Genomic DNA, 15831 nt, shown 5'->3' with positions numbered 1-15831 from the left:
TCTTGTTGTTCAATCAGACTTCGTGGGCCGGGGCCGGACGCCACACTAGCAGCCGTTTCTCGGCGCGATCGACCAGCGCATCGAGGGCGACGACGAAAGCGGACAGCACGATGATGCCCGCGAATACACCGGCGGCATCGAGCACGCCCTCGGCCTGGGCGATCAGGTGACCGAGCCCGGCGGACGAGCCGAGATACTCGGCGACCACCGCGCCCATCACGGCCATGCCCACGGAGACCCGCAAGCTCGACAAGATCCAGGTCGTGGCCGACGGCAGGTAGACATGGCGCAGCAAAGACCATTTGGATGCGCGCAGCAGGCGGGCATTGGCGAGCACCACCGGGTTAACCTCGCGCACGCCCTGGAACGTGTTGAAGAAGGCGACGAACAGCACCAGCGTGACGCCCAGCGCCACCTTCGAGGTCAGGCCGAGGCCGAACCAGATCACGAAGATTGGTCCAAGCAGAATGCGCGGGATGGCGTTGAACATCTTGATGAAGGGCTGCACGACCTCGGCCGCAAACGGGCTCAGGCCGAGCCATATCCCAAGCGTGGTGCCGATCGCGATCCCCGCCACGAAGGACAGGATCGTCTCCAGCAACGTGACGCCTACGTCGGACCAGAAATCTGCGGTCGACATCCATTCGCCGATCCGCGCCACCAGCGCCGATGGCGCCGGAAAGAAGAACGGGTCGATCAGTCCTGTCCGCACGCCGGCTTCCCAGGCCAGGAGCAAGCTCAGCACGATGGCGACCTGAACGAGAACGACCTTACCCTTGCGCGGCATAGCTCTTCTCCACTTCGGCGCCGAGCAGCGACCAGATTTGACGATAGAGTGCGACGAATTCATCGGTGGTCTGGAGCGCCGATACGTCGCGCGGGCGTGGCAGCGTAATCGGGACGTCGCCGACCATGCGGCTGCCCGGCCCAGCCGACATCACCACGACACGGTCAGCGAGCGTGATCGCCTCGTCGAGATCGTGGGTGATGAAGATCAGGGAGCGCCGCTCTGCCTGCCAGAGATCGAGCAGAATGCGGTGCATCAGCCGGCGGGTGTGCACGTCGAGCGCCGAGAACGGCTCGTCCATCAAAACGATCCTCGGCTCCATGATCAGGGTCTGGGCCATCGCCACACGCTTGCGCTGGCCGCCCGACAGCTGATGCGGATAGCGCTCCTCAAAACCCTTCAGGCCAACCTTGGCGAGCCAGGGCCGAGCCTGCGCCCGCGCCTCTTCGACTGGTTTGCCCTGAAACACGAGGCCGAGCCCGACATTGTCCTGCGCGGTCTTCCACGGCAGCAGGCCCTCCTGCTGGAGCATGTAGCCGGACTGGTCGTTCAGGCCTGTGAGCGGCTTGCCGAAGACGCTGACATCCCCGGCGGCTGGCTTCAGCAATCCTGTGACGGTGTTGAGAATGGTCGACTTGCCACAGCCGGTCGGCCCGACCACTGCGACGAACTCGGCCTCGCCGACCTGGAGGTTCATGCTTTTGACGGCGGTGAAATCGCCGAAGCGGATCATGACGTCGCGCAAATCGACGGCCAAGGCCGGCTGCCCTTCCATTGTTTCGCTCCGTAGAACCAGTTCTATTATTCAAAACTCGTAAACCGGACGCGCCATCCGAGTCAAATTAATTTCGTCAAACAGAACCTGCATATCAGCTATTTTATCGACCCATTGATACGCTCGTGATATTTGTTCTATCTGACAGAACAGGAGCTGAAAATGACCAAGACAGGCGTCGATGCGGTGGCGCGGGCGCTGGCGATCCTCAAGGCGTTTGGGCCGGAGCGCGGCGCCATGACGCTGACCGAGATTGCCGAGGCGACCGATCTCTATAAGAGCACGGTGCTTCGCCTCGCCGCGTCGCTGGAGAGCGACGGCTTTCTTGTCCGCGGCGCAGACCGGCTGTTCCGCCCCGGACCAGAACTCTGGCGCCTCGGTGCGCTCTATCAGCGCGGCCTTGATCTCGGCGACCTCGTGAGGCCGGCGCTGCATCGCCTGGTCGAAGCGACCGGCGAGACGGCCTCGTTCTACATTGCCGACGGCGAAGAGCGCATCTGCCTCTACCGGGTCAACTCCCCGCGCTCCGTACGGCATCATCTCGACGAGGGCCAGCGATTGCCGATCGATCGTGGCGCCGCCGGTCGGGTGCTCTCTGCCTATCGCGGTCCCGCTTCGACAGAAACCAGGAAAATCCGCGAGCGCGGCTTCTACGTGTCGATCGGCGAGCGCGATCCCGAGGTCGCCGCTGCCGCAGTCCCCGTGATCGATGCCCAGGGCAAGTTGCGCGGCGCTTTGTCAGTGTCCGCGATCCGGACCCGCTTCGACGCAGAGGCGCGCAAGGCCGCCATCGACGTTCTGACTTGCGAGGCCAAAGCCTTGAGCGGTCTGCTGCCTGCCGACGAGCGCTGACGCCGGAACGGTCAGTCTGCGCCGCCGGCGCCGCCTCCCTACGGATTTTCCGATGCTGGCAATATGCCCCTGTTTTGCCCGACGGGTCAACTCGCGTCGAGCGACCTGTAAGCCATTGTCGCGACAACGATTGGCTACTGTGCATGGGGTTGTTTTCAAGATTTTTTTTGCGGCGCATGCGGCCGCGCAGTCGCCCGCGCCCCCTCTGGAATTCGGAGCACGCGGAACCGTTGTCATCAAACTGAAACATACCCGCTCTAACGGCCTGTCAGCGCCGTCTTGCCGGAGGCGCCCATCCTCCAACCGTCCCGACACAGCGCGCCATGCCCTTCAAATTCATTCACATCACCGACACGCATCTGGCGAATCCCGGCTTGACGCTCTATGGGCTCGACCCGCGCGCCCGCCTCGATGCCGCCATCGCCGACATCAACCAGCACCAGGCGGATGCCGCCTTCGCGGTCGTGACGGGCGACCTCACTCATTGGGGCGAGCCGGAATCCTATGGCAATTTCGCCGAGGCGATGTCCGCGCTGAAAATGCCTTACATCGCCATGGTCGGCAATCACGACCGCCGCGTCGCCTGTCTTGACCGCCTGAAGGCCGCGCCGCGCGATCCCAACGGCTTCGTGCAGGGCACCCGCACCACCGAGCATGGCCTGTTCGTCTTCCTCGACACGCTGGACGAGACCAGCCATGCCGGCGAGATGTGCACCAGGCGCTTCGATTGGCTGGCCAAGACGCTTTCCGCCGCGCCAGCTGACATGCCCTTCGTCGTCTTTATGCACCATCCCCCTTTCCCGGTCGGCGTGCACGCGATGGACGAGATCGCGCTGAAGCAAAGCGGCGAATTCGCCGAGGTGATCGCACCCTACCGTTCGCGCATTCGCCATCTCTTCTTCGGCCATGTGCACCGGCCGATCTTCGGCAGCTACGGCAAGATCCCGTTCTCGACCTTACGCGGCACCAACCACCAGGTCTGGTTCGAGCTCAATCCCGCTGCCACCGATCATCTGGCGAGCCATGAGCCGCCGGCCTATGCCGTGGTGCTGATCGACGATCAGAACCTCGTCGTGCACAGCCACGACTTCCTCGACACCAGTCTGCGCTTCCCCTTCGATCCGCCTGAGGGAATGGACGGCCGCGACTATGCGCTCAACTTCGCGGCGCGGTGAGATGAGCCTCGCAGAACCCGCGGCTCTGCCGGTCGCGGCCTCAGCGCCGCGGCGCCTTCACATCGCGGGGCGGTTCACCGCCCGCTTCAAGGCGTCGCTGCCGGCCTATCTGCTGCTCCTGCCCTCGCTCGTCTTCCTCGCGCTGTTCACCTATGGCGCGATGGGACGCGTGATCATCGATGCGCTTTACCAGCGCGCCACGCCGAAGGCGCCGCTTCGCTTCGTCGGCCTGGACAACATCGCGGCGGTGCTGGCGGACTCCGCCTTCACCGGCGCTGTGATCAACAACCTCATCTACGCTGTCGGTACGGCGATCCCGAGCATCGGCCTCGCGCTGCTGTTCGCACTGGCGCTGGCCCGCACCAACGTCGTCACCAGTGCGCTACGCGCCGCGCTGTTCCTGCCGGTGCTGATTCCGATGGTCGCGGCCTCCGCGCTGTTCCTGTTCATCTTCCTGCCCAATGTCGGCCTGCTCGACTACTACATCGGCCGCCTGCTTCCGGTGCTGCCGAACTGGCTCGGCGACCCCGACATCGCGCTTTACGCGATCATGATCATCACGATCTGGAAGAACGCCGGCTATTACATGCTGTTCTTCCTTGCCGGCCTGCAGGCCGTGCCGGAGGACGTCATGGAAGCGGCGCATCTCGACGGCGCGGGCCCCTTCATGCGGCTGCGCTACATCATCCTGCCGGAGCTCAAGCCAACCTTCCTGTTCGTCATCGTGATCGCCACGCTGAATGCGGTGACGCAAGTCGACCACGTCTTTGTCCTGACCCAGGGCGGCCCGTCCAACGCGACCAATCTCGTGCTGTTCTACATCTATCAGCAGGCGGTCGAGCATTTCGACGTCGGCAAGGCTTCCGCGGCAACGCTGCTGACTCTCGCCGCCCTGATGGGCCTCACGGCGCTGTCGTTCCGGACCATGGCGAACCGAGAGGGCGGGCCATGAAGCTGATCGACAAGCTCCACCGGGATGCCCCGCTCGCCACCCGCAACGAGATCACGCCGAAGCTCGGCTTCCTGCTGACGATCCTGCTCGCGCTCGCCTGGCTCATTCCGTTTCTTTGGATGGGCGTCGCAACCCTGCGTCCCGCCTCCGACGGCATCAACCTGATGGCCGAGTTGATGCCGAGCCTGAAACCCACGCTCGACAACATCAGGGATGCCTGGGAGATCGGTGATTTTCCCCGCTACTTGCTCAACACCACCATTATCTGCACCGGCATTCTCCTGGTGCAGTTCGTGACGATCACGCTCGCGGGTTTTGCCTTCGCCCGTCTCGACTTCGCCGGCAAGACGCCGATTTTCTATCTGTTCCTGATGCAGCTGATGCTGGTGCCGGTGCTGCTGATCGTGCCGAACCTGAGCCTGGTGGTCCAGCTCGGCCTCTACGATACGCTCGCCGGCGTCATGATGCCGTTCTTTGCGTCGGCCTTCGGCACCTTCCTGATGCGCCAGGCCTTCGAGGCGATTCCGACCGAGCTCGAGGATGCCGCTCTGATTGACGGCGCCAGCCTGATCCAGCGCATCCGCCACATCTACGTGCCGCTGTCGCTGCCGAGCTTCTCGGCTTTCGCGATCATCTCGGTCACCAGTCACTGGAACGACTTCCTGTGGCCGCTGATGGTGATCAATTCACCGGACAAGCGGCCGCTCACGGTCGGGCTCTCGGTCTTCACCAAGACCGCCGAAGGCACGCAGGACTGGGGCGTCATCGCCGCCGGCACGCTGATGGTGATCGCACCACTGCTCATCACCTTCCTGATCTTTCAGAAGCGTTTCATCAGCTCTTTCGTCACCTCAGGCATCAAATAGGAGATTTTCCGATGCTGTTCTCCCGCAGGCTCATGCTGGGCCTTGCTATGGCAGGCTCTCTGGCAAGCGCCCTCACCTTCCCGGCTGTTGCCGGCGAGGGTCCGACCGAGATCGACCTGTTCTTCCCCGTCCCCGTCGACGGCAAGCTCGCCCGCGACATGGGCACCTTGATCAAGGAGTTCAACGACGGTCACCCCGACATCAAGGCGACCGCCGTCTACACCGGCTCCTATGACGACACGCTGATCAAGACGCGCGCCGCGATCAAGGCCGGCAAACCGCCGGCCGCCGTGATCATGTCGGCGAACTTCCTGCTCGACATGCAGATCGAGAACGAGCTCACCAACCTTGATCCGTTGATCAAGGCGGACGGTTCCACCAAAGAGCAATTTCTTGGCCAGTTTTTCCCGGCGCTTAGCGGCAATGCGGTGATCAATCGCTCGGTCTATGGCATCCCCTTCCAGAATTCGACGCCGCTGCTCTACATCAACGCGGACAAGGCCAAGGAAGCAGGTCTTGATCCGAGCAAGCCGCCGCAGACCTGGGCCGAGCTCACCGACTGGGCCAAGAAGCTCACCAAGCGCGACGGCGACAAGGTGACCCAATGGGGCATCGCCATCCCCTGCGCCTACGACTATTGCGGCTGGATGATGGAAACGCTCACCATGAGCAATGGCGGGCGCTACTACAACGAGGAGTTCGGCGGCGAGGTCTATTACGACACGCCCTCGATGCTCGGCGCGCTGACCTGGTGGAACGACCTCGTGAGCAAGCACAAGGTCCACCCGCCCGGCGCGACGCCTGGCCCTGCCGTCAGCACCTCCTTCATCTCAGGCAACGCCGCGATGATGATGTTGTCGACGGGCTCGCTGACTTACGTGCGCGAGAACGCCAAGTTCAACTACAAGGTCGCCTTCATCCCGCGCAACGTCCGCAACGCCGTGCCGATCGGCGGCGCCTCGCTGATCATTCCGGCGGGCGTTGAAGCCGACAAGCAGAAGGCTGCCTGGACGCTGATCAAGTGGATGACCTCGCCCGAGAAGAGCGCCTGGTGGAGCCGCGCCACCGGCTATTTCGCGCCCAACATGGCCGCCTACAAGACGCCTGACATGGTCGACTTCCTCAACAAGAACCCGGATGCGAAGATCGCCGTCGAGCAGCTCGACGTCGCAAAACCCTGGTTCGCGACCTACAAGACCGTCCCGGTGCGCAAGAATCTCGAGGACGAGGTGATGCTGGTCCTGAACGGCAAGAAGCAGCCGAAGGAGGCCCTCGTCGCCGCCCAGAAGGCTGCCGACGAGACCCTCAAGCCGTACAACGCGGAGACGTCGCTGAAGCTGCCGTAGGGCCAAGGACACCGGCCAACGAAAATCGGCGCTCCGCCCGCGGGGCGCCGAATTTTGTTCTAGTTTAGACGATCGCCCCCATTAACTCCTCGTCCACCATCCGGCCCGCCTCGCCGGCGGTAACCATCAGAATTAACAGACCCTCAACGCACGGCCGACAAATCTACCGATGTTTCTGGAGATTTCCGCCGTGGATCTGCTGGTTTTCGAGTTCCTGGGATTGGCCCTGGTTGGCATGTGCCTGGTGGTGGTGGCGCTACCCTGCGCCCGCAAATCCTCCCACCGGATCCGCTACGAATAGGAATTTTGACCGCTTCAAGCGATTCTGGCCCCAATGCAAGGCTCGAATTCGCGCCAAGCCCCTTGACATCACAGCGCTTTCGGCAGAACGGCTGATACCAAGTGTCATGGGCCGTTCATGGATTTGATTACCACCACCGCTGACCTCGCGGCTGCCTGCAGCCGGCTGGCCAAGCATCCCGTCATTACCGTCGATACCGAGTTCCTGCGCGAGACCACCTATTACCCGCTGCTGTGCGTGGTGCAGATGGCCAGCCCCGAGGAAGCGGTCGTCATCGACACCCTCGCCGACGGCATCGACCTCAAGCCGTTCTTCGAGCTGATGGCCAACGAGAGCGTGCTGAAGGTGTTTCACGCCGCCCGCCAGGACATCGAGATCATCTGGCACCAGGCCAACATCATCCCGCATCCGGTGTTCGACACCCAGGTTGCCGCCATGGTGCTCGGCTACGGCGACAGCATCGCCTATGACGCACTGGTCGAGAAGGTCACCGGTCACCGCCCGGACAAGACCCACCGCTTCACCGACTGGTCGCGCCGACCGCTGACCAAGGAGCAAATGCATTACGCGGTCTCCGACGTCACGCATCTGCGCGACGTGTTCGCCGCACTCGACGCCGACCTCAAGAAGCGCCGTCGCAACGAATGGGTCTCCATCGAGATGGAGATCCTGACCTCGCCCAAGACCTACGATTTCCACCCCGAGCGCGCTTGGGAGCGGCTGAAGACGCGGGTGCGCAAGCCGAAGGACCTCGCGGTGCTGATGGAGGTCGCCGCCTGGCGTGAGCAGGAGGCGCAGAGCCGCGACGTGCCGCGCGGCCGTGTGCTGCGCGACGAAGCCGTCACCGACATCGCCACCCATGCGCCGAATACGCTGGAGAAGCTCGCCCACCTGCGCTCGGTGCCGAAGGGTTTCGAGAAGTCCAAATGGGGCGCCGACATCGTCGCCGCGGTCGAGCGCGGCCTGGCGCGGGATTTCTCGATGCTGCCGAAGCTGGAGAAGCCGCGCAACAACTCCAACGGCGCGGCGACCGTCGAGTTGTTGAAGGTTCTGCTGCGCATGACCGCCGAGCGTCATGCGGTGGCAAGCAAGGTGATCGCGACCGTCGATGATCTCGAAGAAATTGCAGCCAGCGATGATGCCGACGTGCCGGCGCTGCGCGGCTGGCGTCGTGAGTTGTTCGGCGAAGCCGCACTGAAACTGAAGCGCGGCGAGCTGGCACTGGCGATCGAGAAGGGTCGTGTGATCGGGGTGCAGCGGGCGTAGGCAGCCCCGCTCTCTCCATCGTCATTGCGAGGAGCTCTTGCGACGAAGCAATCCAGACAGTTTCCGAGGAGGATTCTGGATTGCTTCGCTGCGCTCGCAATGACGGAATTTGACGCAGCAGCGTGCCTTACGCCTGCGGCAGCTTCGCCACTTCGCTCTTCATGTCATCGAGCACGCCCGTGATCGCCGCGACCAGCTCGTCGATCTGGGCCTTGGTGGTGATCAGCGGCGGGCAGATGGCGATCGCATCGAGCATGTTGCGCAAGATCACGCCGCGCTCCTGCAGCATGCGGCTGGCCATGCCGCCGACCGCGCCGGGCGTTGCAGCCGCGGTCTTGCGGCCCTTGTCGAGCACGAGCTCGAGCGCTGCGATCATGCCGACGCCGCGAACCTCGCCGACCAGCGGATGGCTAGTGAGCTCGCGCAAGCGGCCCTGCATATAGCCGCCGAGCTCGGCAGCATGCGCGACCAGGCCCCGCTCCTCGATGATCTTGAGGTTTTCGAGCGCCACCGCCGAACCGACCGGATGACCGCCGGCGGTGAAGCCGTGGCCGAGCACGCCGATCTTATTGCTCTCGTCGGCGATCGGCTCGAACATGCGGTCGTTCATGATGATCGCCGACAGCGGGAAATAGCTCGAGGTGATCTGCTTGGAAACCACCATCGCATCGGGCTTGATGCCATAGGTCTCGCTACCGAACATCTTGCCGGTGCGGCCGAAGCCGCAGATCACCTCGTCGGCAATCAGGAGGATGTCGTACTTTTTCAGGACTGCCTGGATCTTGTCCCAATAAGTTGCCGGCGGCACCACGACGCCGCCCGCTCCCATCACCGGCTCGCCGAAGAAGGCGGCAATCGTGTCGGGTCCTTCCTTCTGGATCAGCGCGTCGAGCTCCTCGGCCCGGCGCGTCGCAAACGCCTCCTCGCTCTCGCCGGGCGCGCCGTCCTTGTAGAAATGCGGCGAGCCCGTGTGCAGGATATTCGGCAGCGGCAGGTCGAACGAGCGGTGGTTGTTGGGAAGGCCCGTGAGGCTTGCCGACGCGACGGTGACGCCGTGATAAGCGCGCATGCGGCTGATGATTTTCTTTTTCTGCGGCTGGCCGAGCGAATTCGAACGATAGGCAATCAGCTTCAGGACGGTATCGTTCGCCTCCGAGCCGGAATTGGTGAAGAACACCTTGCTCATGGGCACAGGCGCGAGCGCCACCAGCTTCTCGGCGAGATCGATCGAGGGCCCGTGCGATTTGGCCGAGAAGGTGTGGTAGAACGGCAGCGCCTGCATTTGCTTGTAGGCGGCCTCGACCAGCCGCTCCTCATTGAAGCCGAGCCCGACGCTCCACAGGCCCGCCATCGCCTCGAAATAGCGCTTGCCTGACGCGTCGAACACGTAAGGCCCCTCGCCGCGTTCGATCACCAGGGGACCCGCCTGCTGATGGGCGCGCGCATTGGTGTAGGCATGGAGCTGGTAGGCCACATCCCGGGCTTCTTGCGAATTGGGCAGCATCGTCATCACGGGATTCCTTAACTGGTGCGTCATCCGACGTTGTGGCGCAGCCTCCATCCAGGAACGAGGCTTGTCCAAACAAAACGTCCATTCCTTGGCTATTGCGGCGCGCCACAACTTGCAACGCCATTTCGTTGCCGACGCCTGCACATGAGCGTTGCAGGAAGGCAGCGCTGCCGTTTTGGGCGTTTCGCCGCCTCGGCTAGTCCCGCCTGGCGAGGATGAAGGCGGCCATTGCGGCCACCAGCGCCGGAACCGCCGCCGCGGCAAACAGCGGCTGCGCCCCCATGTCGCGGGCCAGCATCGCCCCACCGACCAGCGGTCCCACGATCGAGCCGATGCGGCCGATGCCCAGCGCCCATCCGACGCCGGTCGATCTGATCGCTGTGGGATAGAACGTGGCCGTCAACGCGTTCGAGGCAATCTGTCCGCCGACGATGCAGAAGCCCGAAGCGAAGATCGCGATCGTCACCAGAACGATCGAATGGCTCACCATGCCGATGGCCGCAACGGCAGCTGCGGCGAAGAGATAGGTCAGCGACAGCGCGCGAAACGAGAAGCGGTCGATGAACCGGCCGAGTGTAAAGGTGCCGACAACGCCTCCGACCTGGAGCGTGGCGCCGATCGCGGCCGCAGCCGACACCGAGACACCGAGATCGTTCAGCACGGTGGGGAGCCAGTTCGACAGCAGATAGAGGTCGAGCAGGCTCATGAAGAACACGATCCAGAGCAGCAGCGTCACCGATCCGCGTCTTTCCGCAAACAGATGCGCGACTGGCAGACCCGGCAATTTCGGCTCCTGGACGACGAATTTCGCCCTGGCGGCGAAAGACACGCCCGGCGAGATCTTTTTCAGGATCTCAGCGACCTCATGGTCGCGCCGGCCGAGCATTGCCAGAAACCTGATCGATTCCGGCAGGGCGTTGAGCAGGAACGGCAGCAGCAGCAAGGGCACGAGGCCGCCGACCAGAAAGACCGAACGCCAACCGAAGGCAGGAATGAGCGCGGCTGCAACCAGCCCGCCCAGGGCGGCCCCGATCGAAAAGCCTGCGAACATCATCATGACAAGAGTGGCGCGACGGCGATGCGGACTGAATTCGGACGTCAGCGCGACGGCATTGGGCATGGCGCCGCCGAGACCGAGACCTGTCAGCACGCGCAATGCGATCAGCCAGGTCGTATCAGGCGCAAACATCGTGAGCAGCGTTCCGATGCCGAACACCAGCGTGCTCGCGAGGATGATACGGCGACGGCCAATCCTGTCCGCCATCGGGCCGAAGATCAGCGCGCCGATCATGAGGCCAAGGAGCCCGGCACTGAACACCGGCCCGAGGCTGCCGCGCGCGAGCTTCCACTCCTGCGCCACGGCGGGCGCGACATAGCCGATGGCCTGGGTGTCGAAGCCGTCGATGAACAGCACGGCGGCGCAGACCAGCAGCACCCGGATCTGGAAGGCGCCCACTGGCTGCCGGTCGACATAGGCGGGGACGTCGATCGTGTCCGATACGGCCTCGCCCGTTGCTGTGACAGCCATGCTCGCCTCCTCCCCCGGGTAGCCCCTGCACTATTTTTCCTTTATTAATCTCTTATAATGAGATTATTTTCTGCGCAAGCCGCCTGTATCCGACGTATAGCAGCCTCGGCACAGCCGGCTCACACGACTGAACGCGAAGCTGAATCAAACCGATATGGTCAAGGCAAACAGTCAGGATCGAGTCCTTGCCGTGCTCGATCTCTTCACCGAGGCGCGTCCGCAATGGTCGCCCGAGGAACTCATGAACGAGCTCGGCTATACCAGGCCGACCCTCTACCGCTACCTGAAGAGCCTGAAGGACAGCGGCTTCGTGATGTCGACGCGCGGCGGCCGGTTCGCACTCGGCCCGCGCGTGGTCGAGATGGATTATCTCAGTCGCCGCTCCGATCCGTTGATCGCAATCGCTACGCCGCACCTGGAACGCCTCACAGCCGCGTACCCCTGCACGGCGCTGATCGTGCGCTGGTATGGCGATAAAATACTGTGCGTAGCCTCGATCGCATCCACCGTGAATCCAGTCAGCAGCTATCCGCGCGGCAGACCGATGCCGATGGGGCGCGGCGCGATCGCGCGCTCGATCATGGCCTTTCTGCCCAAGCAGCGCCTCATGCCGCTGGTGACGCGTTATGCTGCCGATCTGCGCAGCGTCGGCGTCGGCGACGCTCCCGACGACATCCTTGCTGCGTTGAAGCGAGTGCGGCGCGTCGGCGTTGCCGTCGCCTTCGGCGAAGTGACGCCGGGCGCGGTCGGGATCGCCGCCCCGATCCTCGACGCTGGCTATCCGAGCGCAAGCCTCTGCATCACGATCGCCGGCCAGCATGCCAATGGCGAGTTGATTGATCGCATCAGTGCGGAGGTCCGCGAAGCGGCCAGGCAGATCTCCGCGGCCGCCGAAAGAGAGACAGCATAATCTCATACTACGAGATTTAGCTTGACCAGATGCGCACGACGCCCCATGAGGACCGACGATCGCGCCAGGCGCGGAACAGGCACGGGGAAACGATGTGAGGCAGGCTGAGGCGAACAACCACGCGCCGGTCGTCGTCGTTGGCGGCGGACCGGTCGGAATGGGCCTTGCGATCGGCCTGGGCCTGCGCGGCATCAAGACCATCGTGGTCGAACGCTACGAGCAGCCGCAGCCGATCCCGAAGGGACAGAACCTCACCCAACGGACAATGGAGCATTTCCATTTCTGGGGCTCGGAGGCGGCGCTGCGGGCGGCCCGCACCATTCCACCCGACTACGGCATCGGCGGAATGACGAGCTACGGCACGCTGCTCAGCGGCTATAACTACAACTGGCTGCAGCGCGAACTGGTTCGACCATTTTACTTCACCGACAATGAGCGCCTGCCGCAATATGCGACCGAAGCTGTGTTGCGGCAACGGGCAGCGCAGCTTCCCGCCATTGATCTGCGCTACGGATGGACCTGCCGGGACGTGCGGCCTGAAGCCGATGGCGTCGTCATCGAGATCGTCAACCGTGAGGGGACGAAACAGAGCCTGCACGCCGACTACGTCGTCGGGTGTGACGGCAGCCGGTCGGTCGTGCGCGAGCGCGCCGGCATAACGCAGACCCGTTCCGACCATGATCGACTGATGGTCTTGCTGGTGTTTCGCTCCACCGAATTGCACCGCTTGCTCAGCAAGTTTCCGGGTAAGTCCTTCTACAGCGTGCTGCATCCGGATCTCGACGGTTACTGGAAGTTCTTCGGCCGGGTCGATCTCGGCACCACATGGTTCTTCCACGCCCCTGTCCCCGCCGAGACCACGGCCGACAATTTCGATTTCAGGCGCCTGCTGCACGAAGCGGCGGGGGCGGAGTTCGATGTCGAATTCGAGCACATCGGCTTCTGGGATCTGCGTTTCACGCTCGCCGACAGCTATCGTGCCGGCCGCGTCTTCATTGCCGGCGATGCCGCGCACAGCCACCCGCCCTATGGCGGCTATGGCATCAACAGCGGCTTCGAGGATGCCGTCAATCTAACGTGGAAGCTCGCTGGGGCCCTGCAGGGCTGGGCGCCGGCGAGCCTGCTCGACAGCTACGACGCAGAACGTCGCCCCGTCTTCGCATCGACAGCACGCGACTTCATCGAAACATCGATCTTCCGCGACCGGGATTTTCTCTGGCAGCATGATCCGGCGCGGGATCGGGCCGATTTCGAGGCAGCCTGGCAATCGCGGCAGTCTGGCGCACGCGCGGAAGTCAACGCCTTCGAGCCGAACTACGAGGGATCGCCGATCGTTTTCGGACCCATTGGCGGCGTCAGCACCGCAATCGGCTCGCACGCCTATGCAGCGCGCGCTGGCCATCATCTGGCGCCGCAACCTCTGTCGTCAGGCAAGAACGTCTTCGAGGAGCTCGGCGACGGCTTCACGCTGATTGATCTGACGGATGGCGCCGCGGCAGCCGCTTTCGGGCAAGCCGCCGCACGGCTTGGCATTCCGCTGAAGGTGATTGAGGACACAGCGTCAGGCGGCCGCGAAAAATACGAGGCGGGGCTGATCCTGGTGCGGCCCGATCAGTTTGTTGCCTATGCGGCCAACAATGCTGATGACCCATCCGAGATCCTGAGACGTGCCGTCGGCCGCTTCTGACCGGATCGCTCCGCCCGGGCCTAGGCCACGCCGTCGTCACTCCCGTCGCCGTCCGCTGCGGCTTCCCTCACCTCGACCAGCGCCATCGAGAGCAAATAGACGGTCGTAGGCAGACCGACCCGGCGCGCCGCCTCGACGGCACGCGACAGATCGCTCATCAGCTGCTTGAGCTCGTCCTCCCGAGACAATGTCCTACCCCATCCATCCGCCGATCGCGGCAGCCTGGACCGCGACGGCGCCGCTGGCTCTGATCAGTTCGGCGCTGGGCTGGATTGTAGCAAAGTTGGCAATGACATTCACCACCGACCGTTTGTAGCCGGCCGCCCCACCGGTGCCCGACTGGCGGCAGGCAACAGCATCGGTGATCACCTGATAGCGGTGGCAGCGATGAAGGCTGAGGGCAACGGATGCTCAAACGTCATCTCGCCCGGGCGCAGCCCCGCCTCCGCCGTCCGATCGGTCAGCCTGGATGACGGATTGAACCATGTGTTTCAAATCCACACTGGCCATCGCATGATGGTGGCGCCGCCATCGAGAATGGCGTGGCGACGCCCGATCAGGAGCGGATCATCATGGAGACCAGCATTCTCTTGCGCAGAGCTGCACTCGTTTCAACGGCCGGCGAGCGCAAGGTCCCGCAGCGGCGAGGTCACCGCCCGCCCCGCCGAGGCATCGAGCACGCCGGGGCGGTCCCAGTCGCCCTCGGGGCGGATGATCACGTAGGGATCGCTATCCAGCGTGATGGCATCCGGCCCCGGCTCGATCTCCAGCAGCATCTCCGTGTAGGAGAAATCCGAGAAGGTGATCTTCCTGTTGTTGCCGAGCGGCTTGGCGCCGAAATGGGCCCAGAAATCGACCAGTCGATCCTGGGCCTGACCATAGATCTTGCGGAACCCCTTGCGCTTCACGAAGTCGATGCTCGCCTGCACCAACTTGAACGAGAGGCGCGAGCGCCGATATTGATGACGCACCGCGAGCCGCTCGACCTTGGCAAAATCACCGAAGAAGCGCACGCGCAGGCAGCCCGCAGGCTCGCTGCCGACATAGCCGATGAAATGCGCGGCCACCATGTCGTTACCGTCGAACTCCTCATCAAACGGGCAATCCTGCTCGGCGAGGTAGACCGCAGAGCGAATGGCGGTGACCAGCATGAGGTCGCTCGGATTGCGCGCCAGGCGGATCGTGATGGCGCGGGAGTCGGGCTTGGCGAGAGGAATCCTAGTGCCGTGCATCTGCAAAACTCCTTGCTTGAACGATTGCGCCCGGCGCCCGCATCGGATGCCGATGCCACGGGCGCTCGTAACACCAGAGGTCGGGCTGGAAGCTCGAAACGGGCTCGAAGCCGGTCGCCCTCATGATCTCGCGTCCGGCCACGGTTGACGGCTGGGCATAGCAATTCGCGCCGCGAAATCTTAACTGCCGCAGATGAGCCGCAGCCTTGCCAAGACCGGCGATACCACGGCCGGTCGCCGCGATCGCCCAGATGTAGATGGCTGCGACGTCATCATTCGCGGAAGCGAGATAGCGCGTCTGCGGCGCAGTCAGACAGATATCCTCGAGCAGCAATGCATCGTGCCCATGATCGTTGAGAAACAGGAAGGCCATGCCGCCGAGCAAACTGCCTTTCCGCGTGAACGTCAGGATGCTCTGGGGATCAAAGGCGAAATACTTCGCAAGCTCCACTGCCCCGATCTGCACGCCCGGAACCAGCCGTCGCGCCATCTCCGAGAGTGCCGCGATTTCGGAAAACTGCGCGCAACGGACATCAACCTCGGGGCTCAACGGCAAAGCATCGAAATCATGCCTTGCGGCACACGCGCCCCTTTCCATACTCATGTCGTCCCTCTATCGTTCGGCGGTTTTGTACGTCGCTATG

The 15831-nt window shown here is 63.5% G+C and carries 15 protein-coding genes; 8 read left to right on the top strand and 7 right to left on the bottom strand.

Annotated elements, in window-relative coordinates:
* Window positions 1–13: 13 nt before the first annotated feature.
* Window positions 14–787 (bottom strand): ABC transporter permease, encoded by a 774-nt coding sequence (locus XH88_RS04335; RefSeq protein WP_271614164.1) that lies wholly within the window; start codon window positions 785–787, stop codon window positions 14–16.
* On the bottom strand, window positions 771–1562 hold the full coding sequence (locus tag XH88_RS04330; protein WP_271614163.1) for an ABC transporter ATP-binding protein: 792 nt from the start codon (window positions 1560–1562) through the stop codon (window positions 771–773). Before XH88_RS04330 ends, XH88_RS04335 begins: the two co-directional genes overlap by 17 nt.
* A 162-nt stretch (window positions 1563–1724) precedes the next feature.
* On the opposite strand from XH88_RS04330, the gene XH88_RS04325 reads away from it, so the two are divergent.
* From XH88_RS04325 to rnd, 6 genes are all read left to right on the top strand, one after another.
* A complete protein-coding gene (locus tag XH88_RS04325) occupies window positions 1725–2414 on the top strand; it encodes an IclR family transcriptional regulator (RefSeq protein WP_271614162.1) in 690 nt (229 codons plus the stop codon).
* 323 nt (window positions 2415–2737) lie between these two features.
* Window positions 2738–3589: a phosphodiesterase gene (locus tag XH88_RS04320; protein ID WP_271614161.1), complete on the top strand. Its 852-nt coding sequence runs from the start codon at window positions 2738–2740 to the stop codon at window positions 3587–3589.
* 1 nt (window position 3590) lies between these two features.
* Window positions 3591–4541 (top strand): carbohydrate ABC transporter permease, encoded by a 951-nt coding sequence (locus XH88_RS04315; RefSeq protein ID WP_271614160.1) that lies wholly within the window; start codon window positions 3591–3593, stop codon window positions 4539–4541.
* Window positions 4538–5407 carry a carbohydrate ABC transporter permease gene (locus XH88_RS04310; RefSeq protein ID WP_271614159.1) on the top strand — a complete coding sequence of 290 codons (870 nt, stop codon included), beginning with the start codon at window positions 4538–4540 and terminating at the stop codon, window positions 5405–5407. The genes XH88_RS04315 and XH88_RS04310 overlap by 4 nt, the downstream gene beginning before the upstream one ends.
* An 11-nt stretch (window positions 5408–5418) precedes the next feature.
* Window positions 5419–6753, top strand: a complete 1335-nt coding sequence (locus XH88_RS04305) for an ABC transporter substrate-binding protein (RefSeq protein ID WP_271614158.1) — start codon at window positions 5419–5421, stop codon at window positions 6751–6753.
* A 418-nt stretch (window positions 6754–7171) separates the two neighbouring features.
* Entirely contained in the window at window positions 7172–8320 is a 1149-nt protein-coding gene (rnd, locus tag XH88_RS04300) for a ribonuclease D (RefSeq protein WP_271614157.1), read from the top strand.
* Window positions 8321–8447: 127 nt separating this feature from the next.
* On the opposite strand, the gene XH88_RS04295 is transcribed toward rnd, so the two are convergent.
* Window positions 8448–9830 carry an aspartate aminotransferase family protein gene (locus XH88_RS04295; RefSeq protein ID WP_271614156.1) on the bottom strand — a complete coding sequence of 461 codons (1383 nt, stop codon included), beginning with the start codon at window positions 9828–9830 and terminating at the stop codon, window positions 8448–8450.
* Between the two features lie 196 nt (window positions 9831–10026).
* Window positions 10027–11358: an MFS transporter gene (locus XH88_RS04290; RefSeq protein ID WP_271614155.1), complete on the bottom strand. Its 1332-nt coding sequence runs from the start codon at window positions 11356–11358 to the stop codon at window positions 10027–10029.
* Window positions 11359–11512: 154 nt separating this feature from the next.
* Here XH88_RS04290 and XH88_RS04285 point away from each other — a divergent pair, with 154 nt between their 5' ends.
* Both XH88_RS04285 and XH88_RS04280 read left to right on the top strand, forming a co-directional pair.
* Entirely contained in the window at window positions 11513–12268 is a 756-nt protein-coding gene (locus XH88_RS04285; protein WP_271614154.1) for an IclR family transcriptional regulator, read from the top strand.
* A gap of 94 nt (window positions 12269–12362) precedes the next feature.
* Window positions 12363–13955, top strand: a complete 1593-nt coding sequence (locus tag XH88_RS04280) for an FAD-dependent monooxygenase (RefSeq protein ID WP_271614153.1) — start codon at window positions 12363–12365, stop codon at window positions 13953–13955.
* Window positions 13956–13975: 20 nt separating this feature from the next.
* Here the strand turns inward: XH88_RS04280 and XH88_RS04275 are convergent, their stop codons facing one another.
* From XH88_RS04275 to XH88_RS04265, 3 genes are all read right to left on the bottom strand, one after another.
* Window positions 13976–14143, bottom strand: coding sequence for a hypothetical protein (locus XH88_RS04275; RefSeq protein ID WP_271614152.1), 168 nt, complete (start codon window positions 14141–14143; stop codon window positions 13976–13978).
* A gap of 423 nt (window positions 14144–14566) precedes the next feature.
* Window positions 14567–15187, bottom strand: coding sequence for a GNAT family N-acetyltransferase (locus XH88_RS04270; protein WP_271614151.1), 621 nt, complete (start codon window positions 15185–15187; stop codon window positions 14567–14569).
* The gene (locus tag XH88_RS04265; protein ID WP_271614150.1) at window positions 15174–15791 is read right to left on the bottom strand and encodes a hypothetical protein; all 618 of its coding nucleotides are present in this window, start codon (window positions 15789–15791) and stop codon (window positions 15174–15176) included. Before XH88_RS04265 ends, XH88_RS04270 begins: the two co-directional genes overlap by 14 nt.
* Window positions 15792–15831 lie beyond the last annotated feature (40 nt).

The sequence above is a fragment of the Bradyrhizobium sp. CCBAU 51627 genome (assembly GCF_028128765.1).
Lineage (GTDB): Bacteria > Pseudomonadota > Alphaproteobacteria > Rhizobiales > Xanthobacteraceae > Bradyrhizobium.
This window is presented reverse-complemented; position numbering and strand designations above follow the sequence as displayed.